The sequence below is a fragment of the Kitasatospora sp. NPDC058190 genome, assembly GCF_042883685.1.
GTDB lineage: Bacteria > Actinomycetota > Actinomycetes > Streptomycetales > Streptomycetaceae > Kitasatospora.
Genome location: NZ_JBHVVI010000019.1, coordinates 57,519 through 82,876, shown reverse-complemented (window position 1 = coordinate 82,876; position 25,358 = coordinate 57,519). Strand labels below are relative to the sequence as shown.

The 25,358-nt window shown below is 73.2% G+C and carries 23 protein-coding genes; 15 read left to right on the top strand and 8 right to left on the bottom strand.

The window, feature by feature from the left end; genetic code table 11:
* Positions 1-78: 78 nt before the first annotated feature.
* Genes ACFVWU_RS12105 through ACFVWU_RS12080 form a run of 6 tightly spaced genes read right to left on the bottom strand, consistent with a single transcriptional unit; the run spans position 79 to position 6,301 of the window.
* The gene (locus ACFVWU_RS12105) at positions 79-933 is read right to left on the bottom strand and encodes a glycerophosphodiester phosphodiesterase (protein ID WP_387618561.1); all 855 of its coding nucleotides are present in this window, start codon (positions 931-933) and stop codon (positions 79-81) included.
* Between the two features lie 31 nt (positions 934-964).
* Positions 965-2,257, bottom strand: coding sequence for an SUKH-4 family immunity protein (locus tag ACFVWU_RS12100; RefSeq protein WP_387618558.1), 1,293 nt, complete (start codon positions 2,255-2,257; stop codon positions 965-967).
* 43 nt (positions 2,258-2,300) lie between these two features.
* Positions 2,301-2,711 carry a type II toxin-antitoxin system VapC family toxin gene (locus ACFVWU_RS12095; protein ID WP_387618555.1) on the bottom strand — a complete coding sequence of 137 codons (411 nt, stop codon included), beginning with the start codon at positions 2,709-2,711 and terminating at the stop codon, positions 2,301-2,303.
* Complete coding sequence (locus ACFVWU_RS12090; protein WP_387618552.1) at positions 2,708-2,938, bottom strand: antitoxin; 231 nt, start codon at positions 2,936-2,938, stop codon at positions 2,708-2,710. Before ACFVWU_RS12090 ends, ACFVWU_RS12095 begins: the two co-directional genes overlap by 4 nt.
* A gap of 53 nt (positions 2,939-2,991) precedes the next feature.
* Positions 2,992-5,817: a toxin glutamine deamidase domain-containing protein gene (locus ACFVWU_RS12085; RefSeq protein WP_387618549.1), complete on the bottom strand. Its 2,826-nt coding sequence runs from the start codon at positions 5,815-5,817 to the stop codon at positions 2,992-2,994.
* Positions 5,818-5,845: 28 nt separating this feature from the next.
* Complete coding sequence (locus ACFVWU_RS12080; protein ID WP_387618546.1) at positions 5,846-6,301, bottom strand: hypothetical protein; 456 nt, start codon at positions 6,299-6,301, stop codon at positions 5,846-5,848.
* 259 nt (positions 6,302-6,560) lie between these two features.
* On the opposite strand from ACFVWU_RS12080, the gene ACFVWU_RS12075 reads away from it, so the two are divergent.
* On the top strand, positions 6,561-7,382 hold the full coding sequence (locus tag ACFVWU_RS12075) for a hypothetical protein (RefSeq protein WP_387618621.1): 822 nt from the start codon (positions 6,561-6,563) through the stop codon (positions 7,380-7,382).
* Positions 7,383-7,433: 51 nt separating this feature from the next.
* On the opposite strand, the gene ACFVWU_RS12070 is transcribed toward ACFVWU_RS12075, so the two are convergent.
* Positions 7,434-8,603 carry an NADH-quinone oxidoreductase subunit D gene (locus ACFVWU_RS12070; protein WP_387618543.1) on the bottom strand — a complete coding sequence of 390 codons (1,170 nt, stop codon included), beginning with the start codon at positions 8,601-8,603 and terminating at the stop codon, positions 7,434-7,436.
* A complete protein-coding gene (locus ACFVWU_RS12065; protein WP_387618541.1) occupies positions 8,600-9,616 on the bottom strand; it encodes an SAM-dependent methyltransferase in 1,017 nt (338 codons plus the stop codon). The genes ACFVWU_RS12070 and ACFVWU_RS12065 overlap by 4 nt, the downstream gene beginning before the upstream one ends.
* A gap of 129 nt (positions 9,617-9,745) precedes the next feature.
* Here ACFVWU_RS12065 and ACFVWU_RS12060 point away from each other — a divergent pair, with 129 nt between their 5' ends.
* From ACFVWU_RS12060 to ACFVWU_RS11995, 14 genes are all read left to right on the top strand, one after another.
* Positions 9,746-10,972: a sensor histidine kinase gene (locus ACFVWU_RS12060; protein ID WP_387618538.1), complete on the top strand. Its 1,227-nt coding sequence runs from the start codon at positions 9,746-9,748 to the stop codon at positions 10,970-10,972.
* A gap of 25 nt (positions 10,973-10,997) precedes the next feature.
* Positions 10,998-11,687 carry a response regulator gene (locus ACFVWU_RS12055; protein WP_387618536.1) on the top strand — a complete coding sequence of 230 codons (690 nt, stop codon included), beginning with the start codon at positions 10,998-11,000 and terminating at the stop codon, positions 11,685-11,687.
* A 90-nt stretch (positions 11,688-11,777) separates the two neighbouring features.
* Positions 11,778-12,722, top strand: coding sequence for a Rossmann-like and DUF2520 domain-containing protein (locus ACFVWU_RS12050; protein ID WP_387618533.1), 945 nt, complete (start codon positions 11,778-11,780; stop codon positions 12,720-12,722).
* A 131-nt stretch (positions 12,723-12,853) separates the two neighbouring features.
* Complete coding sequence (panC, locus tag ACFVWU_RS12045) at positions 12,854-13,759, top strand: pantoate--beta-alanine ligase (protein ID WP_387618531.1); 906 nt, start codon at positions 12,854-12,856, stop codon at positions 13,757-13,759.
* 57 nt (positions 13,760-13,816) lie between these two features.
* A complete protein-coding gene (panD, locus tag ACFVWU_RS12040; protein ID WP_387618528.1) occupies positions 13,817-14,263 on the top strand; it encodes an aspartate 1-decarboxylase in 447 nt (148 codons plus the stop codon).
* A 15-nt stretch (positions 14,264-14,278) separates the two neighbouring features.
* The gene (locus ACFVWU_RS12035) at positions 14,279-15,952 is read left to right on the top strand and encodes an L-aspartate oxidase (protein ID WP_387618526.1); all 1,674 of its coding nucleotides are present in this window, start codon (positions 14,279-14,281) and stop codon (positions 15,950-15,952) included.
* 4 nt (positions 15,953-15,956) lie between these two features.
* Positions 15,957-16,928, top strand: a complete 972-nt coding sequence (gene nadC / locus ACFVWU_RS12030) for a carboxylating nicotinate-nucleotide diphosphorylase (RefSeq protein ID WP_380608452.1) — start codon at positions 15,957-15,959, stop codon at positions 16,926-16,928.
* Positions 16,929-16,986: 58 nt separating this feature from the next.
* Positions 16,987-17,775 (top strand): type III pantothenate kinase, encoded by a 789-nt coding sequence (locus ACFVWU_RS12025; protein WP_387618523.1) that lies wholly within the window; start codon positions 16,987-16,989, stop codon positions 17,773-17,775.
* A 188-nt stretch (positions 17,776-17,963) separates the two neighbouring features.
* Positions 17,964-18,704 carry a hypothetical protein gene (locus ACFVWU_RS12020; protein WP_387618521.1) on the top strand — a complete coding sequence of 247 codons (741 nt, stop codon included), beginning with the start codon at positions 17,964-17,966 and terminating at the stop codon, positions 18,702-18,704.
* 92 nt (positions 18,705-18,796) lie between these two features.
* Positions 18,797-20,353, top strand: coding sequence for a bifunctional lysylphosphatidylglycerol synthetase/lysine--tRNA ligase LysX (lysX, locus tag ACFVWU_RS12015; protein ID WP_387618520.1), 1,557 nt, complete (start codon positions 18,797-18,799; stop codon positions 20,351-20,353).
* A gap of 321 nt (positions 20,354-20,674) precedes the next feature.
* Entirely contained in the window at positions 20,675-21,139 is a 465-nt protein-coding gene (locus ACFVWU_RS12010) for a BlaI/MecI/CopY family transcriptional regulator (RefSeq protein ID WP_387618517.1), read from the top strand.
* 9 nt (positions 21,140-21,148) lie between these two features.
* A complete protein-coding gene (locus ACFVWU_RS12005; protein WP_387618514.1) occupies positions 21,149-21,685 on the top strand; it encodes an amino-acid N-acetyltransferase in 537 nt (178 codons plus the stop codon).
* Positions 21,686-21,776: 91 nt separating this feature from the next.
* Positions 21,777-22,127 carry an Lsr2 family protein gene (locus tag ACFVWU_RS12000; RefSeq protein ID WP_380608459.1) on the top strand — a complete coding sequence of 117 codons (351 nt, stop codon included), beginning with the start codon at positions 21,777-21,779 and terminating at the stop codon, positions 22,125-22,127.
* 652 nt (positions 22,128-22,779) lie between these two features.
* Complete coding sequence (locus ACFVWU_RS11995) at positions 22,780-25,299, top strand: ATP-dependent Clp protease ATP-binding subunit (RefSeq protein WP_387618510.1); 2,520 nt, start codon at positions 22,780-22,782, stop codon at positions 25,297-25,299.
* Positions 25,300-25,358 lie beyond the last annotated feature (59 nt).

Sequence of the window (25,358 nt, the reverse complement as noted above, 5' to 3'; positions counted from 1 at the left end):
CGGTATTCGCGCTGGTCCCGGTCGTTCCCGACCGTTCCGGGTGCGATCGCTGTCCGTGCGGCTCTCTGCCCGTGCGGCTCAGTGCCCGCGAGGTCCGGCCCGATGCCCGGTACGGCAGTTGGTGTCCACCCAGCGGCGGGCCGGGCCCGGGGTGTCGGTGATCAGGCCGTCGGCGTCCCGAGCGGCCATCAACTGCCAGGACTCCTCGTCGTCCAGCGTCCACACGTACACCTCGCGCCCGGCCTTGCGCTCGGCGGCGATCCGGGCGGCGCCGGCGAGGCCCGAGTCCAGGGCGATGCCGTCCAGCTTGAGGTCGCCCGGGTCGTCGGCGATCCCGCCGCCCTGGATCAGCACCACCGGCAGGGCCGGTGCGACGGCGTGGGCCCGGCGCAGGTGGTCGGCGGAGAAGGAGTAGAGGACGACGTGCGCGTCGCTGCCGGCGGCGAGCCGGGCGATCCGGGCGACGGCCTCGGGGCGCTGCCACTTGATCTCCATCAGCAGCGTGGTGCGGCTGCCGGAGAGGCGCTCGAGCAGTTCCTCCAGGGTCGGGACGGGCTGGGCCGGGCCGGGGCCGACGGTCACCCGCAGGGCGGCGACCTGGGCGGCGGTCAGGTCCGCGACGGCGCCCTTGCCGTTGGTCGTGCGGTCCACGGAGGGGTCGTGCATCAGGACCGGGACGCCGTCCTTGGTGGTCTGGACGTCGGTCTCCAACCAGTCGGCGCCCTGGTCGAGGGCGGCCTCGAAGGAGGCCATGGTGTTCTCCGGCGCGTTGCGCGGCGCTCCCCGGTGCCCGATCACCACCGGGGACCCGCACACCGGCGCCGCCACGGCCGACCGGGCCCGCAGCGCGGGGCCCCCGGCGGCGCACCCGGTGGCCAGGACCGCGAGGGCGGCCAGGACGGCCGTCCGGGCGGTGCGGGGCGAGGCGGTCACGGCTCGGTGCTCCGGCTGCTGCTTCGGTCGATCAGAGCAGGCCGTCCCACAGCTGCTCCACCACGACGGCCCACCAGTTCTCCGGATCGTCGTAGACCGTGCCGTCCAGTTCCGCCAGCGCCCGTTGCAAGGCGTCCACCGCCGCGCCCGCGGCGGCCGGGTCGAGCCCGCGCAGAGCCTGCCACCAGCCGGCGAACACCTCCAGGCAGCGGACGAAGGACCGCAGATCGGCGTTGCAGTGCCGGGCGGTCCCGTAGTCGGGGTCGACCGCCCGGACGGTGCCCCGCTCGGCGTCGAGGGTGATGACCGCCCAGCCGTCCGAGCCCAGCACCAGCTGCCCCGCGAACGCGAGGCGCTCGCGCTCGGCCGCCCGGGTGCCGCCGCCGAGCGCCGCCAGATGCGCGATCAGCGGCGGGAGCACGCTGCCCGGGCGGGAGCCGTCCGCGATCGCCTCCAGCCCCGGGTGGTGCAGCGCGAAGAAGCCCTCGACGGCCACCGGCACCCCCACCGCCAGCAGCAGCGCGGCCGCCTCCCCGGGCAGCTCGGCCCGCCCCACGTCCGCCGGGTCGAAACGCCGCACGCCCGACGGGCCGAACCGTTCGGCGAGCCGTCGCGTCAACTCCCGGTCCGGCTCCGGCGGCAGCGGCTGGACGGCACGCGGGAACGGCACCCGGTTGCGGGCCGGCCCCTCCGGCGATGCGGGCAACTCCCGTACCGCGGCGGCCCGGTGGTCGGAGCGCGGGCCGTACGGGAGGTCGAAGTCCAACCGCAGGTGCGGGAGTTCGGCCGCCAGCGCGTACGCCCAGTAGCCGCCGGGCAGCGCGCTCAGCCGCAGATCGGTCCGCACCGCCAGCACGTCCTGCGCCGCCACCCCCTGCTCCCGCAGCCACCACCAGCCGCGCAACGCCGGATGCGGCAGGCCGGCGGCGGACCGCAGCGCCAGCGAACGGGTCTCGCCGGCGGCGTCCCGGTACGTCAGCTCGGCCCGGGCACCCCGGCCGGTCGCCGGCGGCAGGGTCGGGTCGTACCCGCCCGCCCCCACGAAGTCCCGGTAGAGCCCCACCACTTCGTCCACCGGAACCGACGGCCACACCGTGAACCGCCCGCTCTCCCGGTCCACCACGGCACACGCGGCCCCCACCTCCTCCGGCGCCCGCCGCTCCCCCGTCCGCGGGTCCACCTCCACCCGCACCGGCTCCGCCCACACCACCCACCCGAGCTCGAACTCGTGCGCACACACCCGCCGCACCGCCCCGGCCCCCTGCGGCAGATCCCCGTTGATCCACCGATGCCCCGCCTCCACCGCCTGCGCCCGCGAGATCACCCAGCCACCCCCGTCATCGAGTCGAAACCCCACCATCATCCAGTCAGTTCGAGCCGAAGACCTCGATGCGGCACTTCGCGGCACCGCTCCGTTCGATCCTCGCGTCACTGGTGATCAGCGTCGCGGCGAGAGCCTCGGCCAGGGCGACGTACTGGGCGTCGTGGGCGCTCAGGTTCCCGTGGAGCACCTGGACGCGATCCCACAGAAGAAGCGTCTCGTGCCGGACGAGCGGGAGCTGCCGGTAGGCGTCGATGGCCTTGGCGACTTCGCGCTCCGTGAGCTTGCCCGCCCTTCGCATGCCGAGCAGGGCGGACTGGATCTCGTAGTCGATCAGCGTGGGCACGGCGACGGCATCAGCAGCGCTCACCCGGGTACGGACGGCGAAGCCGAGCGGATCGCGACTGGCGAGGAAGTGCACGAGGGCGGAGCAGTCGATGACGACCGTCCCACTCACCGCCCAGACCGTCCCTCGTCGATCGCGGCCAGCACGTCTTCCGTGCTGATGCTGGCGCTGGTCTCCCGGTTCAGGCGCGCCACCATCTCCGCCAGCGTGGGCTTGGATGTCTCGCGCGCGATGAGATCGAGGAAGTAGGCCTGGAGGGACTTACCGGCCTGGGCGGCACGAACCTTCAAGGTCTGGATCTGGTCATCCGGGACGTCCCGGATCGTCAGGGCAGTCATGTCTGCATTGTAGCGCCAATGCATGCAAAGTGCAGATATCGGTGCGGGGGTACTCAGGCGGCGGCCAGGTCGAGGGGGCGGCCTTCGGGGCTGAGGGCGATGGCCCAGAGGCCCTGGGTGGCGGGGTGGAGGGGGGTGGGGCTGTGGCGGGCGAGCTGGTGGTCGAGGTAGGTGACGGTGTCCCGGTGGTTGACGGCGTTCCAGGCGTGGGGGCGGCCGTAGGCGTCGAGGGTGAGGAGGACGGCCTGGGCGCCGTGGCCGGCGCGGCGGAGTTCGTCGGCGAGGCGGGTGAAGGCCCGGCCGCCGTCGCCGAGGTCGCGGAAGGGTGCGCCGAGTTCGCGTTCGGCGCGGTCGCGGCCGCCGCGTTCGCCGGCGTCGCCCTCGGTGGGGATGCGCGGGGCGGCGCAGGTGGGGCGGCCGGTGTAGGTGTCGACGGCGGAGAGGGCGATCTCCAGGCTGTTGTTGGCCCGGCCGGGTTCGCGGTGGCCGCCGGCGTTGACGGCCTCGGTCCAGGCGCCGACGGCCGGGTCGGGATGCCGGGCGGGCAGGTCGTCCTCGTCGCGGGGGATCCGGCGTTCGAGTTCGGCCTGGTGCTGGGGGTCGACCGGCCCGAGCCCGCCGGGCAGGCCGTACGGGCGGCTGTCCGCGATGGTGCGCGGCCGGAGCTCGGGGTCGTCGGCGAGCGGGCCGCGCCGGGCGCGCAGGGCGAGTTGGAGCGCCATCGCGTGGGCGGTGGCGACGGGGACGGCGCCCCAGGCCAGGGTCGGGTCGGCGGGGGCCGCGGCGGTGTCCCGGCGGCGGCCGTCGGCCTGGTGCGGTTCGGGCCGGCCGATGACCGGGGTGGTGCCGACGATCGGCGGCTCGGCCGGGGGCGGCGGCGCGGTGACCGGACCGGGCGCGGTGACCGGGGACGGCGCGGCCCCCACCGGAGTGCGGGGCGCGCCCGGCCGGGGCTCGACGATGCCGGGGGTGCCGGCCGCGGGCGCCCCCGCCACCGGGGCGCCGGCCACGGGCGCCGCGCCGACGACGCCTCCGGGCGCCCCCGTCCCGACGCCGCTGCCGAAGGGGGCCGCCATGTGCACGGGGGATCCCCCGCCGCCCACCGCGAGCGGCCCGGGCCCGACCGGCCCGACCGCGCCGGCCGGCGGGTAGCCGCCCGCGTACGCCGGCGTCCCGAACTGCCCGGCCACCCCGACCACCCCGACGTGCCGGGCGGGCGCGGGCGAGTCCGGCGTCGGGCCGTACCCGGGGCCCCCACCGGACGGCGGGACGGTCGGCGCGGCGGTGGGCGCGGCGGTGGGCGCGGGCGGCGCGCTCACCGAGTCCGTCCGTACGGTCACCGGCGCGCCGCCACCGCCACCCCCACCGCCGCTGTGTGCGGGAGCCTGGAGCGGGTAGTCCCCGTCCGACCAGCCCGCCGCGACCGACCCGCCGCCCTGGTACGAGGGCGCGGACCGCACCACCGGACCGTCGTCCCGCGCGGGCGGCGCCCAGTCGGAGGAGGAAGAGGCGGGAGCGGAGGAGACGGCAGCCGCCGCGGCCCGGTGCGACCCGCCGTACGAGGGGCCCGGGGCCGGGGCGGCGGCGGCCACCGGGTCAGCGGCCTCGGACGGAGCCACGGAGGACACCGCGGACACGGAGGACGCCACCGACGGCGCCACCGTCGAATCCACCACCGGCACCACGGCCGACACCGTCACCGGTCCCGAGGCCTTCGGGTCGGCCTTCGGATCGAGCTTCGGATCAGCCGTGGGGTCGGTCGTCGGGTCCCCCGCCACGGCCCGCGGATCCGTCAGGTCCGCCAGCGCCAGCCCGTGCAGTGGCCTGCCCGCCTCGTCGGTGAGCACCGGCTTGCCGTGCTCGTCCCGCTGGACGGCCAGGTCGGCCACCCCGACCACCGGTTTGCCGTCCGGCCCGGTGACCACGAGCAGCCCGGCGGCGTCGGTGACCGGGGTGCCGTCGGAGCGCAGCACGACGGGCTTGCCGTCCGCGCCGAGGACCGGCTGCCCCTGGGCGTCGAGCTTGACGCTGAGCCCGGGCACGCCGACCACGGGCTTGCCGTCCTTGCCGGGGAGCAGGACCAGCCCGGTGCCGTCCGCCCCGAGGACGCCGGGCTCGCCGAGTGCGGCGGGCAGTCCGGCGGCGCGCGGGTCGAAGCCGCCCTTGGTGCGGTAGGAGGCGGAGGTGATCCCGGTCCCCGCGGTGGTGCCGAGCCGCAGCAGGGCGACGGCGGCGGGCTCCTTGAGCGCGGTGGACAGGGCGTCCTGCATGCTGCGGCCGAGTTCGGCGAGCAGCCCGGCGATCTTCAGCCCGGCCGCCTCGACCGCGACGTCCTCGACGCCCGCGGCGACCTGGGTGGTGGCGGCGGTCCGCACGCCGTCCGCGACGCCGGTGACGGCCTTCCGCAGGCCGCCGAACACCCCGGTCCGCTCGGTACCGGCGTCGGTCTTCGCCGCGGTGGCGACCGTGGCCGCGGTCTGCTGGACCGCGGCGGCCTGCTGCTGGGCCTGCTTGAGTTCGGCGGCCAGGTTCTGCAGGGTGGCGATGATCTCGGCCTTGCAGCCGTCCACGGCCCGCGCGGCGGTGTCGAAGGCGGTGCCGACCAGCCCGACCGCGGTGTGGGCGTCGTCCAGGTGGCCCTTGCCGCCGCCGCTGAAGGTCCGCCAGTACGCGGCGAAGGACTCGACGGCGTGGCCGGAGTTGTCGGAGGTCACCCGCTGGACGGACTCCCCGCAGCGGCGGGTGAGCCGGTCGGCCTCGGAGCCGAACTCCCGCCAGAGCGCGGCCGCTTTGCGCAGCGCCTCCTCGTCGGCCTGCGGCCAGGGCCGGCCGGTCCTGGCCAGCAGCGGGACCAGGTCCTCGGGCAGTTTCCGGGACACGCGCATCTCCCCCTTCGAGCCGGGCGGCTCAGACCGACATGTCCTCGGGGACGACCGGCGCCGCCCCCGGGGTTGCCGACCCGGCAACCGAGTACACCGCGGGTGACACCCCCGACCCGGACGGGTACGCCCCGGGGTCGGCCTTCGCCCCGAAGCCGTCCGCCGTCGAGGTGTCCGTGTCGGCGGTCCGCTCGGCCATCGCGTGCAGTCCGGCCCCGACCCGGCCCACCCCGCCGGCCAATCCCTTGAGCCCGCCGAGGAGTTCACCGTGCGCCGGGCCGTACACGGCGGCGAAGGCGCCGCCCGGCTTGTCCGTGCCCCAGGGTGTGCCGAGCGCGGCGAGGCCCTTCTCCAGGGCGCCGACGGCCTTGCCCAGCTCGCGCCCGATCCGCTCGAACTCCCGCCCCTCGCCGCGCAGTTCCCACGGCTTGATGACGAACCCGGCGCTGCCGCCGTCGGACGTCCCGGTGCTGCCGCCTGCCATCCCCGTACCTCCCCGTAGCGGACCGGCCGCCATCCTAGGCACGCTCCCGTCCGCCCCGTGCCGACCGCCGGACCTCTTCACCCCGCCTTCACGCCGCCCGGGGCCGGCCCGGAGTTCGACCCGACGGCGGGCCCGGGGCGCGGCCACCCGCCCGTACGCCCCCGCGAAGCTCTACCCTTGCCGGGTGGCACCAGCAGAAACGTCCAAGAAGAAGGCCAAGGCCAAGCCCTCGGCCTCCCCCGCCCCCGTCGACCTCGCGATGCCGACCCTGCGCCGCGAGATCCCGCGCGACGAGGTCCCGCTCGACTTCCCGCGCGCCTGGGTCGAGTTCGCCGACCCCGCCGACGAGGAGCAGGTCTTCCGCTGCGACCTCACCTGGCTGACCTCCCGCTGGTCCTGCGTCTTCGGCCAGGGCTGCCACGGCATCCGCGAGGGCCGCGGCGAGTCGGACGGCTGCTGCACGCTGGGCGCGCACTACTCGGACGAGGACGACGAGAAGCGCGTCCTGGGGCACGCGGCGCGGCTGACCCCCGAGCTGTGGGAGAACTTCGCCGAGGGCACCGACGCCAAGGGCCGGATCAGGTCCGACGGCGGCATCACCATGCTGGACGAGGACGGCGACCGGCAGACCCGTCGGGTGGGCGGCGCCTGCATCTTCGTGAACAGCCCCGACTTCGCGGGCGGCGCCGGCTGCGCCCTGCACGCGCTGGCCCTCAAGGAGGGCCGCGAGCCGCTGGAGACCAAGCCGGACGTCTGCTGGCAGCTGCCGATCCGCCGCACCTACGACTGGATCGACCGCCCCGACGACACCCGCTACCTCCAGGTCTCGATCGGCGAGTACGACCGCCGCGGCTGGGGCCCGGGCGGCCACGACCTGCACTGGTGGTGCACCGGGGCCCCGGCGGCGCACCAGGGCGCGGAGCCGGTGTACGTCAGCTACCGCCCCGAGCTCACCGAGCTGATGGGCCCGGCCGGCTACGAGGTGCTGGCCCGGCTGTGCGAGGAGCGGATCGCCACCAAGGGCGACCGCAAGGTGGCCCCGCACCCGGCCGACCCGGGCAAGAAGGCCAGGAAGGGCTGACCTGCTCGCCGGCTCCGCCCCACCTGTCGACGGCCCTACCTGTCGACGGTCCTACTTGTCGATGTCGCCGACCACGAAGAACATCGACCCGAGGATCGCCACCATGTCCGCCACCAGCGTCCCGGGCAGCAGCTCGGTCAGCGCCTGGATGTTGTTGAAGGACGCCGAGCGCAGCTTGAGCCGCCACGGGGTCTTGTCGCCGCGCGAGACCAGGTAGTAGCCGTTGATCCCGAGCGGGTTCTCGGTCCACGCGTAGGTGCTGCCCTCGGGTGCCTTGAGCACCTTGGGCAGCCGCTGGTTGACCGGGCCGGGCGGCAGGGTGGCGAGCTTGTCGAGGCAGGCGTCGGCGAGGTCCAGCGCGTTGAGGGTCTGCTCCAGCAGGCACTCGAAGCGGGCCAGGCAGTCGCCCTCCTCGCGGGTGACCACGGTGAGCACCTGCCGCAGCTCCTCGGAGCCGTACGCGAGGTAGGGCTCGTCGCGGCGCAGGTCGAAGTCGAGGCCGCTGGCCCGGGCGATCGGGCCGCTGACCCCGTACGCCTCGGCCTGCGCCCGGGTGAGGACGCCGACGCCGGCGGTGCGGGCGCGGAAGATCTCGTTGCCGAGGACGAGGTCCTCGAAGACCGGCATCTGGGAGCGGACGGTGGCGACGGCCGTGCGGACCCGGCCGAGCCAGCCGGCCGGGAGGTCCTCCTTGAGGCCGCCGACCCGGTTGAACATGTAGTGCATCCGGCCGCCGGAGGCCTCCTCCAGCACGTGCTGGAGGTCCTCGCGGCCGTGGAAGGAGTGGAAGATCGGGGTGATCCCGCCCAGCTCCAGCGGGTAGGACCCGAGGAACATCAGGTGGTTGAGCACCCGGTTGAGCTCGGCCAGCAGGGTGCGGACCCACACCGCCCGCTCGGGGACCTCCATGCCGAGCATCCGCTCGACGCCGAGGACGACACCGAGTTCGTTGGAGAAGGCGGAGAGCCAGTCGTGCCGGTTGGCCAGCATGATGATCTGCCGGTAGTCACGGGCCTCGAACAGCTTCTCCGCGCCCCGGTGCATGTAGCCGATCACCGGCTCGGCGGTGACGATGCGCTCGCCGTCGAGCAGCAGGCGCAGCCGCAGCACGCCGTGCGTGGCGGGGTGCTGCGGGCCGATGTTGAGCACCATGTCGGTGGTGCCCGCCTCGCCGGTGAAGTTCTCGGCTCCCGCCCCGATGCCGACCGTGGTCTCCCTCATGAACCCAGAGTCTGCCATCCCGGCACCGACTCCAAGCTCGCTGGTACCGACATGTGGACGGCCTGCAGGACCCACCCGAAACCGCCCAGCCCGCCCGGGTCGGTCAGCTCGGCCCCCTCCCCGGCACCGCTCAGCGCCCGCAGGTAGCCCGCCGGGTCGGTGGAGGCCAGCGCGAGCGACGGGCGTTCGCCGCTCACCCCGAGCGCGCGCAGGGCCTCGCGCTGGGTCGTCCACAGGCTGTGGAAACCGGGCACCGCGATCGAGTCCAGCGCGACGTGCGCGGTGACGTCGCAGGAGCCGTCCGGCACCGGGGCGACCTCCCGGCCGTCCCGGAAACCGGCGTACGTCCCGAACGGCGGCCGCCGACCGGCGGTGTGCCCGTAGTCCACGGCGACGGCCAGTCCGCGCTCCAGCCCGGCCACGGCCCGCGCCCAGGCGGCGTCCCGGGGGCCGCCGAACTCCACCACCCCGCCGGGCTCGGTGACCGGCCACCAGCGCTCGGCCCAGGCCGCGTCCGCCGCCGAGACCGGCTCGCCGAGGCGCTCCTCGCCGGTGGCGGTGTCCACCTCCCGGTAGCGCAGCACGCCGTCCCCGTCCACCTCCCCCGCGTCCAGCGGCACGTTGTCCAGCCACTCGTTGGCGAACAGCAGCCCGGTCAGGCCGCTCGGCAGCGCGTCCGTCCACAGGGCTGTGGACGGCAGCCCTGCCGGGCGCTCCGCGAGCTCCACGCCGTACGGGCGCAGCCGCGCCAGCACCTCGCCGGGCAGCTCGGCCAGCACGCCGGTCAGCAGTTCCCCCCGCCCGGCCCCGACGTCGACCAGGGCCAGCTCCTCCGGACGGTCGAGGGCCTCGTCAACCTCCAGCAGCAGCCGGGCCACCGCACGGGCGAACCTCGGCGAGGCGTGCACCGAGGTGCGGAAGTGCCCGGCCGGGCCCTCCGGCCTGCGGTAGAAGCCGCCGTCCGGGTCGTACAGGGCCTGTTCCATGGCGGGCGCCCACCGCATCCAAGTCATGGGGCGGGACGCTACCGGGCGTCCGGGAGCCCCTCCCAACCGGAGCCGGGGCTTCTCCGACCTACGGAGTAGGACGGATCGCCCTACCGGCGGACCTGGACACCTCGCGCGACTGCCTAGGCTTGAGACGTGCATCGACTCAACGCCTGGCTCCGCCGTCACCCCATGGTGGTCGACGCCGCCTGGGCGTCGATCGTGCTCTTCCTCGGCCTGCTGCCGAACTCCGACTACGCCGACAGCGGCTGGCGCCTCGACTCCGAGATCCTGGTCGCGGTGCTGCTGCCGCTGCTGATGGTCTTCCGTCGGCGCTTCCCCGACGTCACCGTCTCCGCCGCCACCGGCGTCGCCCTCGCCCAGGTGACCGCCGACATCGAACCGGGCGGCTCCGCCATCGCCTACCTGGTCTTCGCCTACACCGGCGCCGCCTTCGGCCAGAAGTGGACCTCCCGGCTGGCCCTGGCCGCCGGACTGTCCGCCGGGCCGCTGGTGTTCTGGCAGATGAACCCGCTGAAGACGACGGTGCAGGCCGGCGAGGCGCACACCCGCCCGTACAACCTCGCCGAAGCAGTGCTGATCATGGTGCTGATGAGCACCCCGTTCATCCTCTGCTGGGCCTGGGGCCGGCTGACCAGGGTGCGCCGCGCCTACCTGACCGAGCTGGAGGACCGCGCGGCCCGGCTGGAGCGCGAGCGGGACGCCCAGGCCAAGGTGGCGGTCGCCGCCGAGCGCGCCCGGATCGCCCGCGAACTGCACGACGTGGTGGCGCACAACGTCTCGGTGATGATCGTCCAGGCCGACGGCGCCGCGTACGTCCTCGACAACTCCCCCCAGCAGGCGAAGGAGGCGCTCGGCACGATCGCCTCCACCGGACGGCAGGCGCTGGTCGAGATGCGCCGCCTGCTGGGCGTGCTGCGCACCGCCGACACCGCCGAGGAGTACGTCCCCCAGCCGGGCGTCGAGGAGCTGCCGGAGCTGCTGGAGCAGGTCCGTACGGCCGGGCTGCAGGTGGACTACGCGACCTCCGGGCACCCGCGCGAACTGCCGCGCGGCGTCGAGCTGACGGTCTACCGGATCGTCCAGGAGGCGCTGACCAACGTCCGCAAGCACGGCGGCCCCGACGTGCACGCCCGGGTCGCGGTCGACTTCGGCGAACGCGAGCTGGCCGTCCTGGTGGAGGACGACGGGCGCGGCAGCACCGACGAACAGCTGGCCGCCGGCGGAGCGGACGGTCTGGGCCACGGCCTGATCGGCATGCGCGAGCGGGTCGGCATGGTCAGCGGCAGCCTCGACGTGGGCCCCCGCCCCGGCGGCGGCTTCCGGATCCGCGCCGTCCTCCCGCTCAAGGCCGCACACTGACCTCCCGCCCTCTTTAGGAGCCACCTTGACCATCCGCGTGATGCTCGTCGACGACCAGGAACTGCTGCGCACCGGCTTCCGGATGATCCTCCAGTCCCAGGGCGACATCGAGATCGCCGCCGAGGCCGGCGACGGCGCGCAGGCCCTGGAACTGCTGCGGCACACGTCGGTGGACGTGATCCTGATGGACGTGCGGATGCCGCGCCTGGACGGGGTGCAGGCGACCCGCCGGATCTGCCTGGCCGAGGACGGCGGCCCGCTGCCGAACGCCCCGCACGTGCTCATCCTCACCACCTTCGACCTGGACGAGTACGCCTTCGCCGCGCTCAAGGCCGGGGCCAGCGGTTTCCTGCTCAAGGACGTCCCGCCGACCGAGCTGGTGGCCGCGATCCGCGCGGTGCACGGCGGTGACGCGGTGGTCGCCCCGACCACCACCCGCCGGATGATCGACCGCTTCGCCGAGGTGCTGCCGACCCCGCAGAGCGCGCCCGGCTCGGACGTCCTCGGCCCGCTGACCGAGCGCGAGCGGGAGGTGTTCCTGCTGGTCGCCCAGGGCCTGTCGAACGGCGAGATCGCGGCCCGGCTGGTGCTCTCCGAGGCCACCGTGAAGACCCACGTCGGCCGGATCCTGGCCAAGCTCGGGCTGCGCGACCGGGTCCAGGGCGTGGTGCTGGCCTACGAGGCCGGACTGATCCGGGCCGGGGCGGCGGACTAGGGACGCCTGCTGGGGCCGCCCGTACACTGGGGCGGTACGTCCGGTACCCGCAGGTGGACTGGAACGGTCATTCAGGACAAGGGTGGGCGCGTGACTTCGTCCGAATTCGCCGACTTCGGCGACCCGAGCGACCCCGGCAACCGACCGGCCCGCCTGGCCGTCGGCGTGGTCGGCACCGGCCGGGTGGGCCCCGCGCTGGGCGCCGCGCTGCAGCTCGCCGGGCACACCGTGGTCGCCGCCTCCGGGGTCTCCGCCGCCTCCCGCCGCCGCGCGGACGCGCTGCTGCCGGGCGTGCGGATCGTCACCCCGCCGCAGGTCATGGCCGCCGCCGACCTGGTCCTGCTGACCGTCCCGGACGACGCGCTGGCCGACCTGGTGGCCGGCCTCGCCGCCACCGGCGCCGTCCGCCCCGGCCAGCTGCTGGTGCACACCTCCGGCGCGCACGGCGTCGGCATCCTGGAGCCCGCCACCCGGGCCGGGGCGCTGCCGCTGGCCCTGCACCCGGCGATGACCTTCACCGGCACCTCCGTCGACCTGGCCCGGCTGGCCGGCTGCCCGTTCGGCGTGACCGCCCCCGAGGAGCTGCGGCCGGTCGCCGAGGCGCTGGTGGTGGAGATGGGCGGGGAGCCCGAGTGGGTGCCCGAGGAGGTCCGCCCGCTCTACCACACCGCCCTCGCGCACGGCGCGAACCACCTGGTCACCCTGGTCGCCCAGGCGATGGAGCTGCTGCGCACGGCCGGCGTCGCCGAGCCCGGCCGGATGCTCGGCCCGCTGCTCGGCGCGGCCCTGGACAACAGCCTGCGCTCCGGCGACGCGGCCCTCACCGGCCCGGTCGCCCGGGGCGACGCGGGCACCGTGCGGCGCCATCTGGCGCAGCTCAGTACGGTGTCCCCGGACATCCCGGCGGCCTACCGGGCGATGGCCCGCGCCACCGCCCAGCGGGCGGTGGCCAACGGGACTCTCTCGACCGACACCGCGGCCGCGCTTCTCGACGTTCTCAACGAGGAGAAGCCAGGTGACTCCTCCCCGGCCTGAGCCGGGGCTCCTCACCCGGCCGCCGACGCGGCCTCATGACGGACAAGCCCCGCCCGGTGCGTCGCCGCACGGGACGGGGCACAACAAGACGGCGGCACAGCGCGCAGCCGAATGATCGAAGGAGCGCAGGAATGGCGGGCAAGGCCCAGCGGAGCAAGCCCCAGCGGACGCCGAAGGTCCACCGGGCCGTCGTCACCCGCACCGTGGACGACTTCGAGGCCGCGTTCTGGCCGGACGAGCAGCCGGTGGACAACGCCGTCGTGATGACCATGGGCGCCCTGCACGAGGGCCACGCCGCGCTGATCCGGGCCGCCCGCAAGCAGGTCGGCCGGGAGGGCCGGGTCGCGGTGACGGTCTTCGTCAACCCGCTGCAGTTCGGCCCGTCCGAGGACCTGGAGCGCTACCCGCGCACCCTCGACGACGACGTGAGGCTGGCCGAGGACAACGGCGCCGACGTGGTCTTCGCGCCTTCCGTCGAGGAGGTCTACCCGAACGGCGAGCCGCAGGTGCGCCTGGCGGCCGGCCCGATGGGCGAGCGCTTCGAGGGCGCCACCCGGCCCGGCCACTTCGACGGCGTGCTGACCGTGGTCGCCAAGCTGCTGCACATCACCGACCCGGACTTCGCCTTCTTCGGCGAGAAGGACGCCCAGCAGCTCGCGGTCATCCAGCGGATGGTCGCCGACCTGGACTTCGACGTCGAGATCGTCGGCGTGCCGACCGTCCGGGAGGAGGACGGCCTGGCGCTGTCCTCGCGCAACCGCTACCTCTCCGCGGAGGAGCGCACCCGCGCCCTCGCCCTGTCCAAGGCCCTGTTCGCCGGCCGTGACGTCGCCGCGCAGGGCCCGAAGGCCGTGCGCGAGGCCGCCTCGGCCGTCCTGGACGGCGCCGAAGGTGTCACCCTTGACTACCTCGCCCTGATCGACCCGCACGACTTCACCGAGGCGGCGGACGACTTCCAGGGCGAGGCGGTGCTGGCCGTCGCCGCGAAGGTGGGCTCCACCCGCCTGATCGACAACGTCCGCATCATCGTCCGCTAATCAGATAAACCGGTACGCAATCCCCCTCAGGCATGCACTCACTGGAGGCGTGACCCCATGCTCCGCACCATGCTCAAGTCCAAGATCCACCGGGCCACCGTGACCCAGGCCGACCTGCACTACGTCGGCTCCGTCACGGTGGACGAGGACCTGCTCGACGCCGCCGACCTGCTCCCCGGCGAGCTGGTCCACATCGTCGACATCAACAACGGCGCCCGCCTGGAGACGTACACCATCGCCGGCCCGCGCGGCACCGGCGTGATCGGCATCAACGGCGCCGCCGCCCGCCTGGTCCACCCCGGCGACCTGGTCATACTCATCGCCTACGGGCAGATGGACACGGCCGAGGCCAAGGGCTACGAGCCGAAGATCGTCTTCGTGGACGAGCAGAACCGGATCACCGGCCTGGGCGGCGACCCCGCCGAGGCCCAGGAGGGCACCGGACTGCTCCGCGGTGACCAGGCGTACGGTGGCGACGGCGCGGCCGCCGCGGCCACGCGCTGAAGGAGCCGCTGAGCCATGTCCGTTACGCATCGCCTCACCGCCCCGGCCCCCGGCTGGACCGCCACCGCCGACGTGGTCGTGGTCGGCTCCGGGGTCGCCGGTCTCACCGTCGCCCTCAACGTCCGCAAGGCCGGCCTGCGGGCCATGGTGGTCACCAAGGCGATGCTGGACGAGGGTTCGACCCGCTGGGCCCAGGGCGGCATCGCCGCCGCCCTGGGCGAGGGGGACACCCCCGAGCAGCACCTGGACGACACCCTGGTGGCCGGCGCCGGGCTCTGCGACGAGGAGGCCGTCCGCACCCTCGTCACCGAGGGCCCGGACGCCGTCCGCCGGCTGATCGCCACCGGCGCCCTGTTCGACCGCGGCGAGGACGGCGAGATCCTGCTGACCCGCGAGGGCGGCCACCACCGCCGCCGGATCGCGCACGCGGGCGGGGACGCGACCGGCGCCGAGATATCGCGCGCCCTGGTCTCCGCCGTCCGTGACGACCCCGGCATCGAGCTGATCGAGCACGCGCTCGTCCTCGATCTGCTGACCGACGCCGAGGGCCACGCGGCCGGGCTGACCCTGCACGTGATGGGCGAGGGCCAGCGCGACGGCGTCGGCGCCGTCCGGGCCCGCGCGGTGGTGCTCGCCACCGGCGGCATGGGCCAGGTCTTCTCCGCCACCACCAACCCGGCGGTCTCCACCGGCGACGGCGTGGCGCTCGCGCTGCGGGCCGGCGCCGCCGTCACCGACCTGGAGTTCGTCCAGTTCCACCCGACCGTGCTCTGGCTCGGCCCGGACGCCGAGGGCCAGCAGCCGCTGGTCTCCGAGGCCGTCCGCGGCGAGGGCGCCCACCTGGTGGACGCGGACGGCGTCCGCTTCATGGTCGGGCAGCACGAGCTGGCCGAACTGGCCCCGCGCGACATCGTCGCCAAGGCGATCACCCGGCGCATGCAGGAGCAGGGCGCCGAGCACATGTTCCTCGACGGGCGGCACTTCGGCGCCGAGATGTGGGAGCGCCGCTTCCCGACCATCCTGGCGTCCTGCCGCGCGCACGGCATCGACCCGGTCACCGCGCCGATCCCGGTCGCCCCGGCCGCGCACTACGCCTCCGGCGGTGTCCGCACCGACCGGCTCGGCCGCACCAGCGTCCCGGGCCTGTACGCCTGCGGCGAGGTCGCCTGCACCGGGGTGCACGGCGCCAACCGGCTGGCCTCCAACTCGCTGCTGGAGGGCCTGGTCTTCGCCGAGCGGATCGCCGCGGACCTGGCCGAGCGGCACCGCGCCGGCGAGCTGCCCGAGCGCACGGTGGACGTCGCCGCCGCACGGGCCGCGCGGCCGGTGCCGCTGCCGCCCTCCGAGGCGCGGGCCGAGATCCAGCGGCTGATGTCGCGCGGCGCGGGCGTGCTGCGCTCGGCCGCCTCGATGGCCGACACCGCGGCCGGGCTGGCCCTGCTCGCCGAGCAGGCCCACGCGCACATGGCCGAGGAGAAGCCGGCCGACCCCCGGGTGGAGACCTGGGAGGCCGCCAACCTGCTGCTGGTCGCCACCGCCCTGGTCGCGGCCGCCGGGCAGCGCGAGGAGACCCGCGGCTGCCACTGGCGCGAGGACTTCCCCGAGCGCGACGACGCCCACTGGCGGCGCCACCTGATCACCACCCTGACCGCCTCCGGCGACCCCGTCAGCACCCCTGAGGAGCAGTAGAACCATGACCCACTCCCACGAGGAACTCCCCCTGGCCGACCAGGCCGGCGGCTGCGGCGACGGCTGCGCCTGCGGGGACGGCGAGGGCTACGAGACCGGCCTGGACCCGCAGCTGGCCGAGCTGCTGGAGCAGGCCGGGCTGGACCCGATCGAGGTCGAGGACATCGCCACCCTGGCGCTGGCCGAGGACCTGGCCGGCGGCGAGGACGTCACCTCGGTGGCCACCGTGCCCGCCGACGCGGTCGCGACCGCCGACTTCACCGCCCGCCAGGCCGGTGTGGTGGCCGGCCTGCGGGTCGCCGAGGCGGTCGTCTCGCTGATCTGCGAGGAGGAGTTCGAGGTCGAGCGGCACGTCCAGGACGGCGACCGGGTCGAGGCCGGCCAGGTGCTGCTGTCGGTCCGCTCCCGTACCCGCGACCTGCTGACCGCCGAGCGCAGCGCGCTCAACCTGCTCTGCCACCTGTCCGGCATCGCCACCGCGACCCGGGCCTGGGCGGACGCCCTGGAGGGCACCGGCGCGGTGGTCCGGGACACCCGCAAGACCACCCCGGGCCTGCGCGCGCTGGAGAAGTTCGCGGTGCGCTGCGGCGGCGGCGCCAACCACCGGATGGCGCTCTCGGACGCCGCCCTGGTGAAGGACAACCACGTGGTCGCCGCCGGCGGCGTGGCCGAGGCCTTCCGGGCCGTCCGGGCCGCGTACCCGGAGCTGCCGGTCGAGGTCGAGGTGGACGCCCTGGAGCAGATCCCGCCGGTGCTGGAGGCCGGTGCGGACCTGATCCTGCTGGACAACTTCACCGTCGAGCAGCTGAAGGAGGCCGTCACGCTGGTGGCCGGCCGGGCGAAGCTGGAAGCCTCCGGCGGACTGACCCTGGCCAGCGCGCGCGAGGTCGCCCAGACTGGTGTCGACTACCTGGCCGTGGGCGCGCTGACCCACTCCTCGCCGATCCTGGACATCGGCCTGGACCTGCGCGCCTGACCGTCAGGTCGAGAGCAGCCCCTGCCCCGACCCCGTCCCGACTCGCAGAAAGCGCCCCATGCTCCTCACCATCGACGTCGGCAACACCCAGACCACGCTCGGCCTGTTCGACGGCGAGGACGTGGTGGAACACTGGCGGATCTCCACCGATCCGCGCCGCACGGCCGATGAACTGGCGGTGCTGCTGCAGGGGTTGATGGGCAACCACGCCGCGGCCCGGGAGGCCGCGGTGGAGGGTCTGGCGATCTGCTCCTCCGTTCCCGCCGTGCTCCACGAGCTCCGCGAGGTGACCCGCCGTTACTACGGCGACGTCCCCGCGGTGATCGTGGAGCCCGGCGTGAAGACCGGGGTGCACGTCCTGATGGACAACCCCAAGGAGGTCGGCGCGGACCGGATCGTCAACGCGCTGGCCGCCAACCACCTGTACGGCGGTCCGTGCATCGTGGTCGACTTCGGCACCGCGACCACCTTCGACGCCGTCAACGCCCGCGGCGACTACGTCGGCGGGGCGATCGCCCCCGGCATCGAGATCTCGGTCGAGGCGCTCGGCGTCCGGGGCGCCCAACTGCGCAAGATCGAGCTGGCCCGCCCGCGCAACGTGATCGGCAAGAACACCGTCGAGGGCATGCAGTCCGGCATCCTCTACGGCTTCGCCGGGCAGGTCGACGGACTGGTCGAGCGTATGGCCCGCGAGCTGGCCAAGGACCCGGACGACGTCCAGGTGATCGCCACCGGCGGCCTCGCCCCCCTGGTCCTCGGCGAGGCCACCACCATCGACGTGCACGAGCCCTGGCTGACCCTGATCGGCCTGCGCCTGGTGTGGGAGCGCAACCGGCCCACCGGCTGAGCGGCGCTCAGCGGCCGGGCGCCGGGGAGCCCGGCAGGGGACGTGCGGTGCCACTGGGCGTGGAGCCGTCGACCCCGGGCCGCCTTCTCCTGACCGTTGACGGCGAAAGGCTCCTTCACCGGGCCGAACGTGGAGTGTTCGGCGCGACGTTACCGACAAATCGGATATTCCTCACGTAGTGTCAACCCATGCCTACGCCACACGGATCGCGCGGCGGCATGGCCTTCAGCGCCGACGAAGTCCGCGTGCTGCGCCGAGCCCTCGCCCAAGCCCTGCACCCTGCCGTCCCCATCCACCGCCAGGGGCCCGACCGGACGGTGTTCACCGGTCCGGGCGCCGAACTGTGGGCGGAGGACGTCCAGGACGCCCTGCGCCTGACCGAGGCGATCGACGAGGCCGTCCAGGAGGGCGGCCGACTGCGCGCCTTCCTGCTCGCCGACCTCGGCCGCTACCGCTCCGCCCTGCCCGGCAGCGCCCCCGGCTACCTGGAGCGCCTGGAGGAGGCCGTGACCGACGGCTACCTGCCCGGCCCCGAGGACCTCACCGCGCTGCGCGGGCTGACCCGCCAGCCCTGCGGCCAGGGCGAGCGGGCCCGCCGCTCCCGGCTGGCCGGGCGCTGCCACGCGCTGGCCGAGGCCGCGGTCCGCGAACGGCTCGCCCTCACCACCGGGCAGCCGCGCCACCTGGTGGCCGTACCGAACCCCGCCGCACCCCCGAGCAGTCACCCCACCCCTGTAGGAGGACGGACCACGATGAGCAGCACCGACTCCGGCCCGGAGCAGCCCGCCGCCGCGAAGACCCCGCCCCGCCCGCACCGGATGCCCACCCCGGCCGAGCTCTTCGGCCGCCGGCCCAAGCCGCCGGCCCATCCCGCCCCGCCGACCGAGGAGACCCCGGAGGAGATCGAACTCCGCACCGGCACCGGCTGAGCCCCCGCACCCCGAGGGGAGACCGTCGCCACGGTCTCCCCTCACGCTTATCCGGTCGCGGAGCACGGTGTGCGGCTGGCTACCCTTGTGGGGTGAGCGATCAGAGCCTTTTTCCCGCGACCGACGACCTTCCCGAGCAGATGCGCGTCCGGCGCGAGAAGCTGGACCGGCTCCGGGCGGCCGGTGTCGACCCGTACCCGGTCGGATTCCCCCGCACCACCACCATCGCGGACCTCCGCGCCAAGCACCCGGACCTCGAACCCGACACCGCGACCGGCGAGCGCGCCGGCATCACCGGCCGGGTGATCCTCTCCCGCACCGGCGGCAAGCTCTGCTTCGCCACCCTGCGTGACGGCACCGGCGACCTCCAGGTGATGTTCTCCCTGGACAAGCTGGGCGCCGAGCGGCTGGCGGCCTGGAAGGGCGACATCGACCTCGGCGACCAGGTCGGCGTCGAGGGCGAGGTGATCACCTCCAAGCGCGGCGAGCTGTCGGTGATGGTGGACCGCTGGGAGCTCACCGCCAAGTGCCTGCGCCCGCTGCCGGACAAGCACAAGGGTCTGACCGACCCGGAGGCCCGGGTCCGCCAGCGCTACGTCGACCTGATCGTGAACCCCGAGGCCCGCGAGATCCTGCACCTGCGCAGCAAGGTCGTCCGCTCGATCCGCCGCACCTACGAGGACCGCGGCTTCATCGAGGTCGAGACCCCGATGCTGCAGCCGGTGCACGGCGGCGCCAACGCCCGTCCGTTCAAGACGCACATCAACGCGTACGACATCGACCTCTACATGCGCATCGCGCCCGAGCTGTACCTCAAGCGGCTGGTGGTCGGCGGCGCCGAGAAGGTCTTCGAGATCAACCGCAACTTCCGCAACGAGGGCGCGGACGCCACCCACAACCCGGAGTTCACCTCGCTGGAGTCGTACGAGGCGTACGGCGACTACAACACCCAGGCCGAGCTGATCCGCGAGACGATCGTCAACGCCGCCCGGGACGCCCTGGGCACCACGATGATCAAGGGCGTGGACGCGCACGGCGTGGAGCACGAGATCGACCTGGCCGAGCCGTGGGAGGAGGTCAGCGTCTACCCGGGCATCTCCGCCCACCTGGGCGTCGAGGTCACCCCGGAGACCGGCGTCGAGGAGCTGCGCAAGCTCGCCACCGACCACGGCATCCCGTTCGAGAAGAACTGGGGCCACGGCCAGATCGTGCTGGAGATGGTCGAGCGCCTGCTGGAGGAGAACGCCGTCCGGCCGACCTTCATCAAGGACTACCCGACCGAGGTCTCCCCGCTGACCCGCCAGCACCGCTCGATCGCGGGCGTGGCCGAGAAGTGGGACCTGGTCATCTTCGGCACCGAGATCGGCACCGCCTACTCCGAGCTGATCGACCCGGTCGAGCAGCGCGCCCGCTTCACCGCGCAGTCCCTGCTGGCGGCCGGCGGCGACGTCGAGGCGATGCAGCTGGACGAGGACTTCCTGCGCGCCCTGGAGTACGCGATGCCCCCCACCGGTGGCCTCGGCCTCGGCGTGGACCGCCTGATCATGCTGCTGACCGGCAAGAACATCCGGGAGACCGTGCTCTTCCCGCTGGTGAAGCCGGAGCCCAAGGCTTCCGCCGCGACGGCGGAGAAGACCGAGGAGGAGTGACCTGATGGACTACGTCAGCGCGATCGTGCCGCCGCTGGTCATGGCGATCGGCTTCGGCTTCCTGGTGCGGGCCATCATCCGCAGCCAGGGCGGGGCCCAGAAGGCCAAGGAAGACATCGACTGAGCTCCCGGGGCGCCCGGCCCCTGCCGGGCCCTCGGGGGACGTCCCGGGGCCTTCCCCGCGAGCGAACCCGCGACTGACGCCGTCAGCCGCCCGAGAACGACCCACGCGCCGTCATTCCCGATTCCCGGGGGTGGCGGCGCGCCGGTTTGGCGCACTTCACAAGATTTGTCCCATTCACTCCCTATCCTGGCGGCACTATGGTCCGGCAACTCGGCGAACTTGAGAACGCCATCATGACCCGGGTGTGGCGGTGGAACCGACCGGTGACGGTTCGCGAGGTTCTCCTGGATCTGCAGTCGGAACGCGAAATCGCGTACACCACGGTGATGACCGTCCTGGACAAGCTGCACAGAAAGGGCTGGCTGCGCCGCGAGAGGGCCGGCCGGGCCTATCGATATGAGCCGGTCTCCTCGCGCGAGGCGTACACCGCGGCTCTGATGAACGACGCGTGGGCCACCAGCGACAATCCCGCGGCGGCCCTGGTGCACTTCTTCGGCCTGATGTCGCCCGAGCAGCGCGAGGCACTCCGGGACGCCTTGCGGGTGGCGGCGTTGTTCCCATCCGATCCAGCAGCGGATCCGCCCACCGGGGATTCCGCGCAGGACGCACCGGATAGCGCCGGACCGGATACCGGGGAGACCGCGCCGGGGACGACGCGATAACGTCCCGCCATGGAGGTCACCATCCGCCGCGCGCGGACCACGGACGTACGGGCCGTACGCGGGCTCATCGACGCCTACTCGCGCGACGGCATTCTGCTGGACAAGCCCACTGTCACACTGTTCGAATCCGTCCAGGAGTTCTGGGTCGCGGAACGCGACGACAACGGCGCGGTGGTGGCCTGCGGCGCCCTGCACGTGATGTGGGAGGACCTCGCCGAGGTGCGTACGCTCGCGGTCGATCCGTCCTGCCGGGGCTTCGGGATCGGGCACCTGCTGCTGGAGAAGCTGGTGCAGACGGCCCGCTGGCTCGGCGTCCGTCGGATTTTCTGCTTGACGTTCGAGGTTCCGTTCTTCGCGAAACACGGTTTCGTCGAGATCGGGGAGCTCCAGGAAACCGATGATGGTACGACAGACCCGGCGGCGATCGCTACGGATGTCTATGAAGAACTCCTCCGCTCGTACGATGAAGGTGTCGCGGAGTTCCTCGACCTGGAGCGGGTGAAGCCCAACACGTTGGGCAACTCGCGCATGCTGCTGCACCTCTGAGCGGCTCCGTGCCGGTCAAGGGTTTGTGTTTTCCGGAGAAAGGCGCTTTCCTTTCCTTAGGCAATGGGTCGTTTAGCGGAAAGGGAAGCCCGTGGCACAGAGGGTGCAGGTCATTCTTGAAGACGATCTCGAGGGCGGTTCGGCGGACGAGACGGTGACGTTCGCGCTGGACGGCGTTGCCTACGAGATCGACCTGAAGAGCGCCAACGCGGACAAGCTGCGCGGTCTGCTGGCGCCGTACGTGGAGAAGGGCCGCAAGCAGAGCGGCCGCCTCGCCGGCGCCCGGCGTCCGGGCCGCGGCACCGCGGCTCGTCCGTCCGGCAGCGCTCCCGACACCGCGAAGATCCGCGCGTGGGCCAAGGAGCAGGGCATGGAGGTCAACGACCGCGGCCGGGTGCCGAGCACGGTCCGCGAGGCCTACGACAAGGCCAACGCGGCCTGACTCCGGCGCCGCCGGCCCACCGGAGCGGGTGCGGGGCCCCGGCGGCCGCGCACGGCGCCGACGACACACGCGCGGGGCGCGGAGGAGGCTCCTCCGCGCCCCGCGGCGCACGTCCGCACGGCCGCCGCGCTGTCGGCACCGGGGGCGTCCGGGGCTCCGGGCTCGGGCGGCGGAACAATCACAAGCTGTGCAACGCTGTAGAGGCGAAGCGGTAACACGGACTCCACCGGGACGGCGTACCGGACCTGCCGACCGCCGTTGAACCACCGTCACCACGGCCGGACTTCTCGCCAGGCGAACACCGCCACCGCGGAAACTGCGCGAGAACCGCCCCGATACCGGGTATGAATGCAGGTGGCCGGGTTCTTCGACCCGTCCAGGGGCAGTAAGTGCGACCGGCCGTAGATGGTCCGGCTCCGCCCCGGCGGCTCTTGTTCGCCGATGGCGTAGCGGTTTCCGGTGCATCCGGCCCACCTGTGGGAACACCGATTCCCAGCATCAGGTTGGGATTGGTGTCGGCTGGTCGCGCTGCATCTCGCTCCTCTACCGGGGAGTGAATCCGTGGGCCGCGCCGCTGAGCGGGACTAGCATGCGGAAGGACAGGGCGGGGACGGACCCCGAACTGCCCGACCGCTCTGAGGAGCGATAAACGATGTTCGAGAGGTTCACCGACCGCGCGCGGCGGGTTGTCGTCCTGGCTCAGGAAGAAGCCCGGATGCTCAACCACAACTACATCGGCACCGAGCACATCCTCCTGGGTCTGATCCACGAGGGCGAGGGCGTCGCCGCCAAGGCCCTGGAGAGCCTCGGGATTTCTCTTGAGGCCGTACGCCAGCAGGTCGAGGAGATCATCGGCCAGGGCCAGCAGGCCCCGTCCGGTCACATTCCCTTCACCCCCCGGGCGAAGAAGGTCCTGGAGCTGTCGCTCCGGGAGGCCCTGCAGCTCGGCCACAACTACATCGGCACCGAGCACATCCTGCTCGGCCTGATCCGCGAGGGCGAGGGCGTCGCCGCCCAGGTCCTGGTGAAGCTGGGCGCCGACCTGAACCGGGTGCGCCAGCAGGTCATCCAACTGCTCTCCGGTTACCAGACCAGCGGCGGCAAGGAGTCGGCCACGGCCGGCGGGCCCGCCGAGGGCACCCCGTCGACCTCGCTGGTCCTGGACCAGTTCGGCCGCAACCTCACCCAGGCCGCCCGCGAGGCCAAGCTCGACCCGGTCATCGGGCGCGAGAAGGAGATCGAGCGGGTCATGCAGGTGCTGTCCCGCCGCACCAAGAACAACCCGGTCCTGATCGGTGAGCCCGGCGTCGGCAAGACCGCCGTGGTCGAGGGCCTGGCGCAGGCGATCGTCAAGGGCGAGGTCCCGGAGACGCTCAAGGACAAGCAGCTCTACACGCTGGACCTGGGCGCCCTCGTGGCCGGCTCGCGCTACCGCGGTGACTTCGAGGAGCGCCTGAAGAAGGTGCTCAAGGAGATCCGCACCCGCGGCGACATCATCCTGTTCATCGACGAGCTGCACACCCTGGTCGGCGCGGGCGCCGCCGAGGGCGCCATCGACGCCGCCAGCATCCTCAAGCCGATGCTGGCCCGTGGCGAGCTGCAGACCATCGGTGCCACCACCCTGGACGAGTACCGCAAGCACCTGGAGAAGGACGCCGCGCTGGAGCGCCGCTTCCAGCCGATCCAGGTCGCGGAGCCCTCCCTGCCGCACACCATCGAGATCCTCAAGGGTCTGCGCGACCGCTACGAGGCCCACCACCGGGTCTCCATCACGGACGCCGCCCTGGTCGCCGCCGCCACCCTGGCCGACCGGTACATCTCGGACCGCTTCCTGCCGGACAAGGCGATCGACCTGATCGACGAGGCCGGCTCCCGGATGCGCATCCGCCGGATGACCGCGCCGCCGGACCTGCGCGAGTTCGACGAGAAGATCGCCGACGTGCGCCGCGAGAAGGAGAGCGCGATCGACGCGCAGGACTTCGAGAAGGCCGCGTCCCTGCGCGACGACGAGAAGCAGCTCCTGCAGGCCAAGGCCAAGCGCGAGAAGGAGTGGAAGGCCGGCGACATGGACGTCGTCGCGGAGGTCAACGAGGAGCTCATCGCCGAGGTCCTGGCCACCGCCACCGGCATCCCGGTCTTCAAGCTGACCGAGGAGGAGACGTCCCGCCTGCTGCGCATGGAGGACGAGCTGCACAAGCGCGTCATCGGCCAGAAGGACGCCATCAAGGCGCTCTCCCAGGCCATCCGGCGCACCCGTGCGGGCCTCAAGGACCCGAAGCGCCCCGGCGGTTCGTTCATCTTCGCCGGCCCGTCCGGCGTCGGTAAGACCGAGCTGTCCAAGACGCTCGCCGAGTTCCTCTTCGGCGACGAGGACGCGCTGATCGCGCTCGACATGTCCGAGTTCTCCGAGAAGCACACCGTCTCCCGGCTGTTCGGCTCCCCGCCCGGATACGTGGGCTACGAGGAGGGCGGCCAGCTGACCGAGAAGGTCCGCCGCAAGCCGTTCTCGGTCGTCCTCTTCGACGAGGTCGAGAAGGCCCACCCGGACATCTTCAACTCGCTGCTGCAGATCCTGGAGGACGGTCGACTGACCGACTCCCAGGGCCGCGTGGTCGACTTCAAGAACACCGTCATCATCATGACGACCAACCTCGGCACCCGGGACATCTCCAAGGGCTTCAACCTGGGCTTCGCGGCCACGGGTGACACCCAGACCGGGTACGAGCGGATGAAGGCGAAGGTCGGCGAGGAGCTCAAGCAGCACTTCCGCCCCGAGTTCCTGAACCGCGTCGACGACATCGTGGTGTTCCACCAGCTGTCCGAGGACGACATCATCCAGATCGTCGACCTGATGATCGCCAAGGTGGACGAGCGGCTCAAGGACAAGGACATGGGCCTGGAGCTCAGCGTCGAGGCCAAGAAGCTGCTGGCCAAGCGCGGCTACGACCCGATCCTGGGTGCCCGTCCGCTGCGCCGCACCATCCAGCGCGAGATCGAGGACCACCTCTCCGAGAAGATCCTCTTCGGCGAGCTGCGGGCCGGCCACATCGTCGTCGTCGACGTCGACGGCGAGGGCAAGGACGCCAAGTTCACCTTCCGCGGCGAGGAGAAGTCGGCCGTCGCGGACACCCCGGCCGCGGTTGCCTCGTCCGGTCCGGACCTGACGAAGTAAGGCAACATTTAACAGACAACTTCACAGCACCGAGCCCCCGGCGTTCGCGCCGGGGGCTC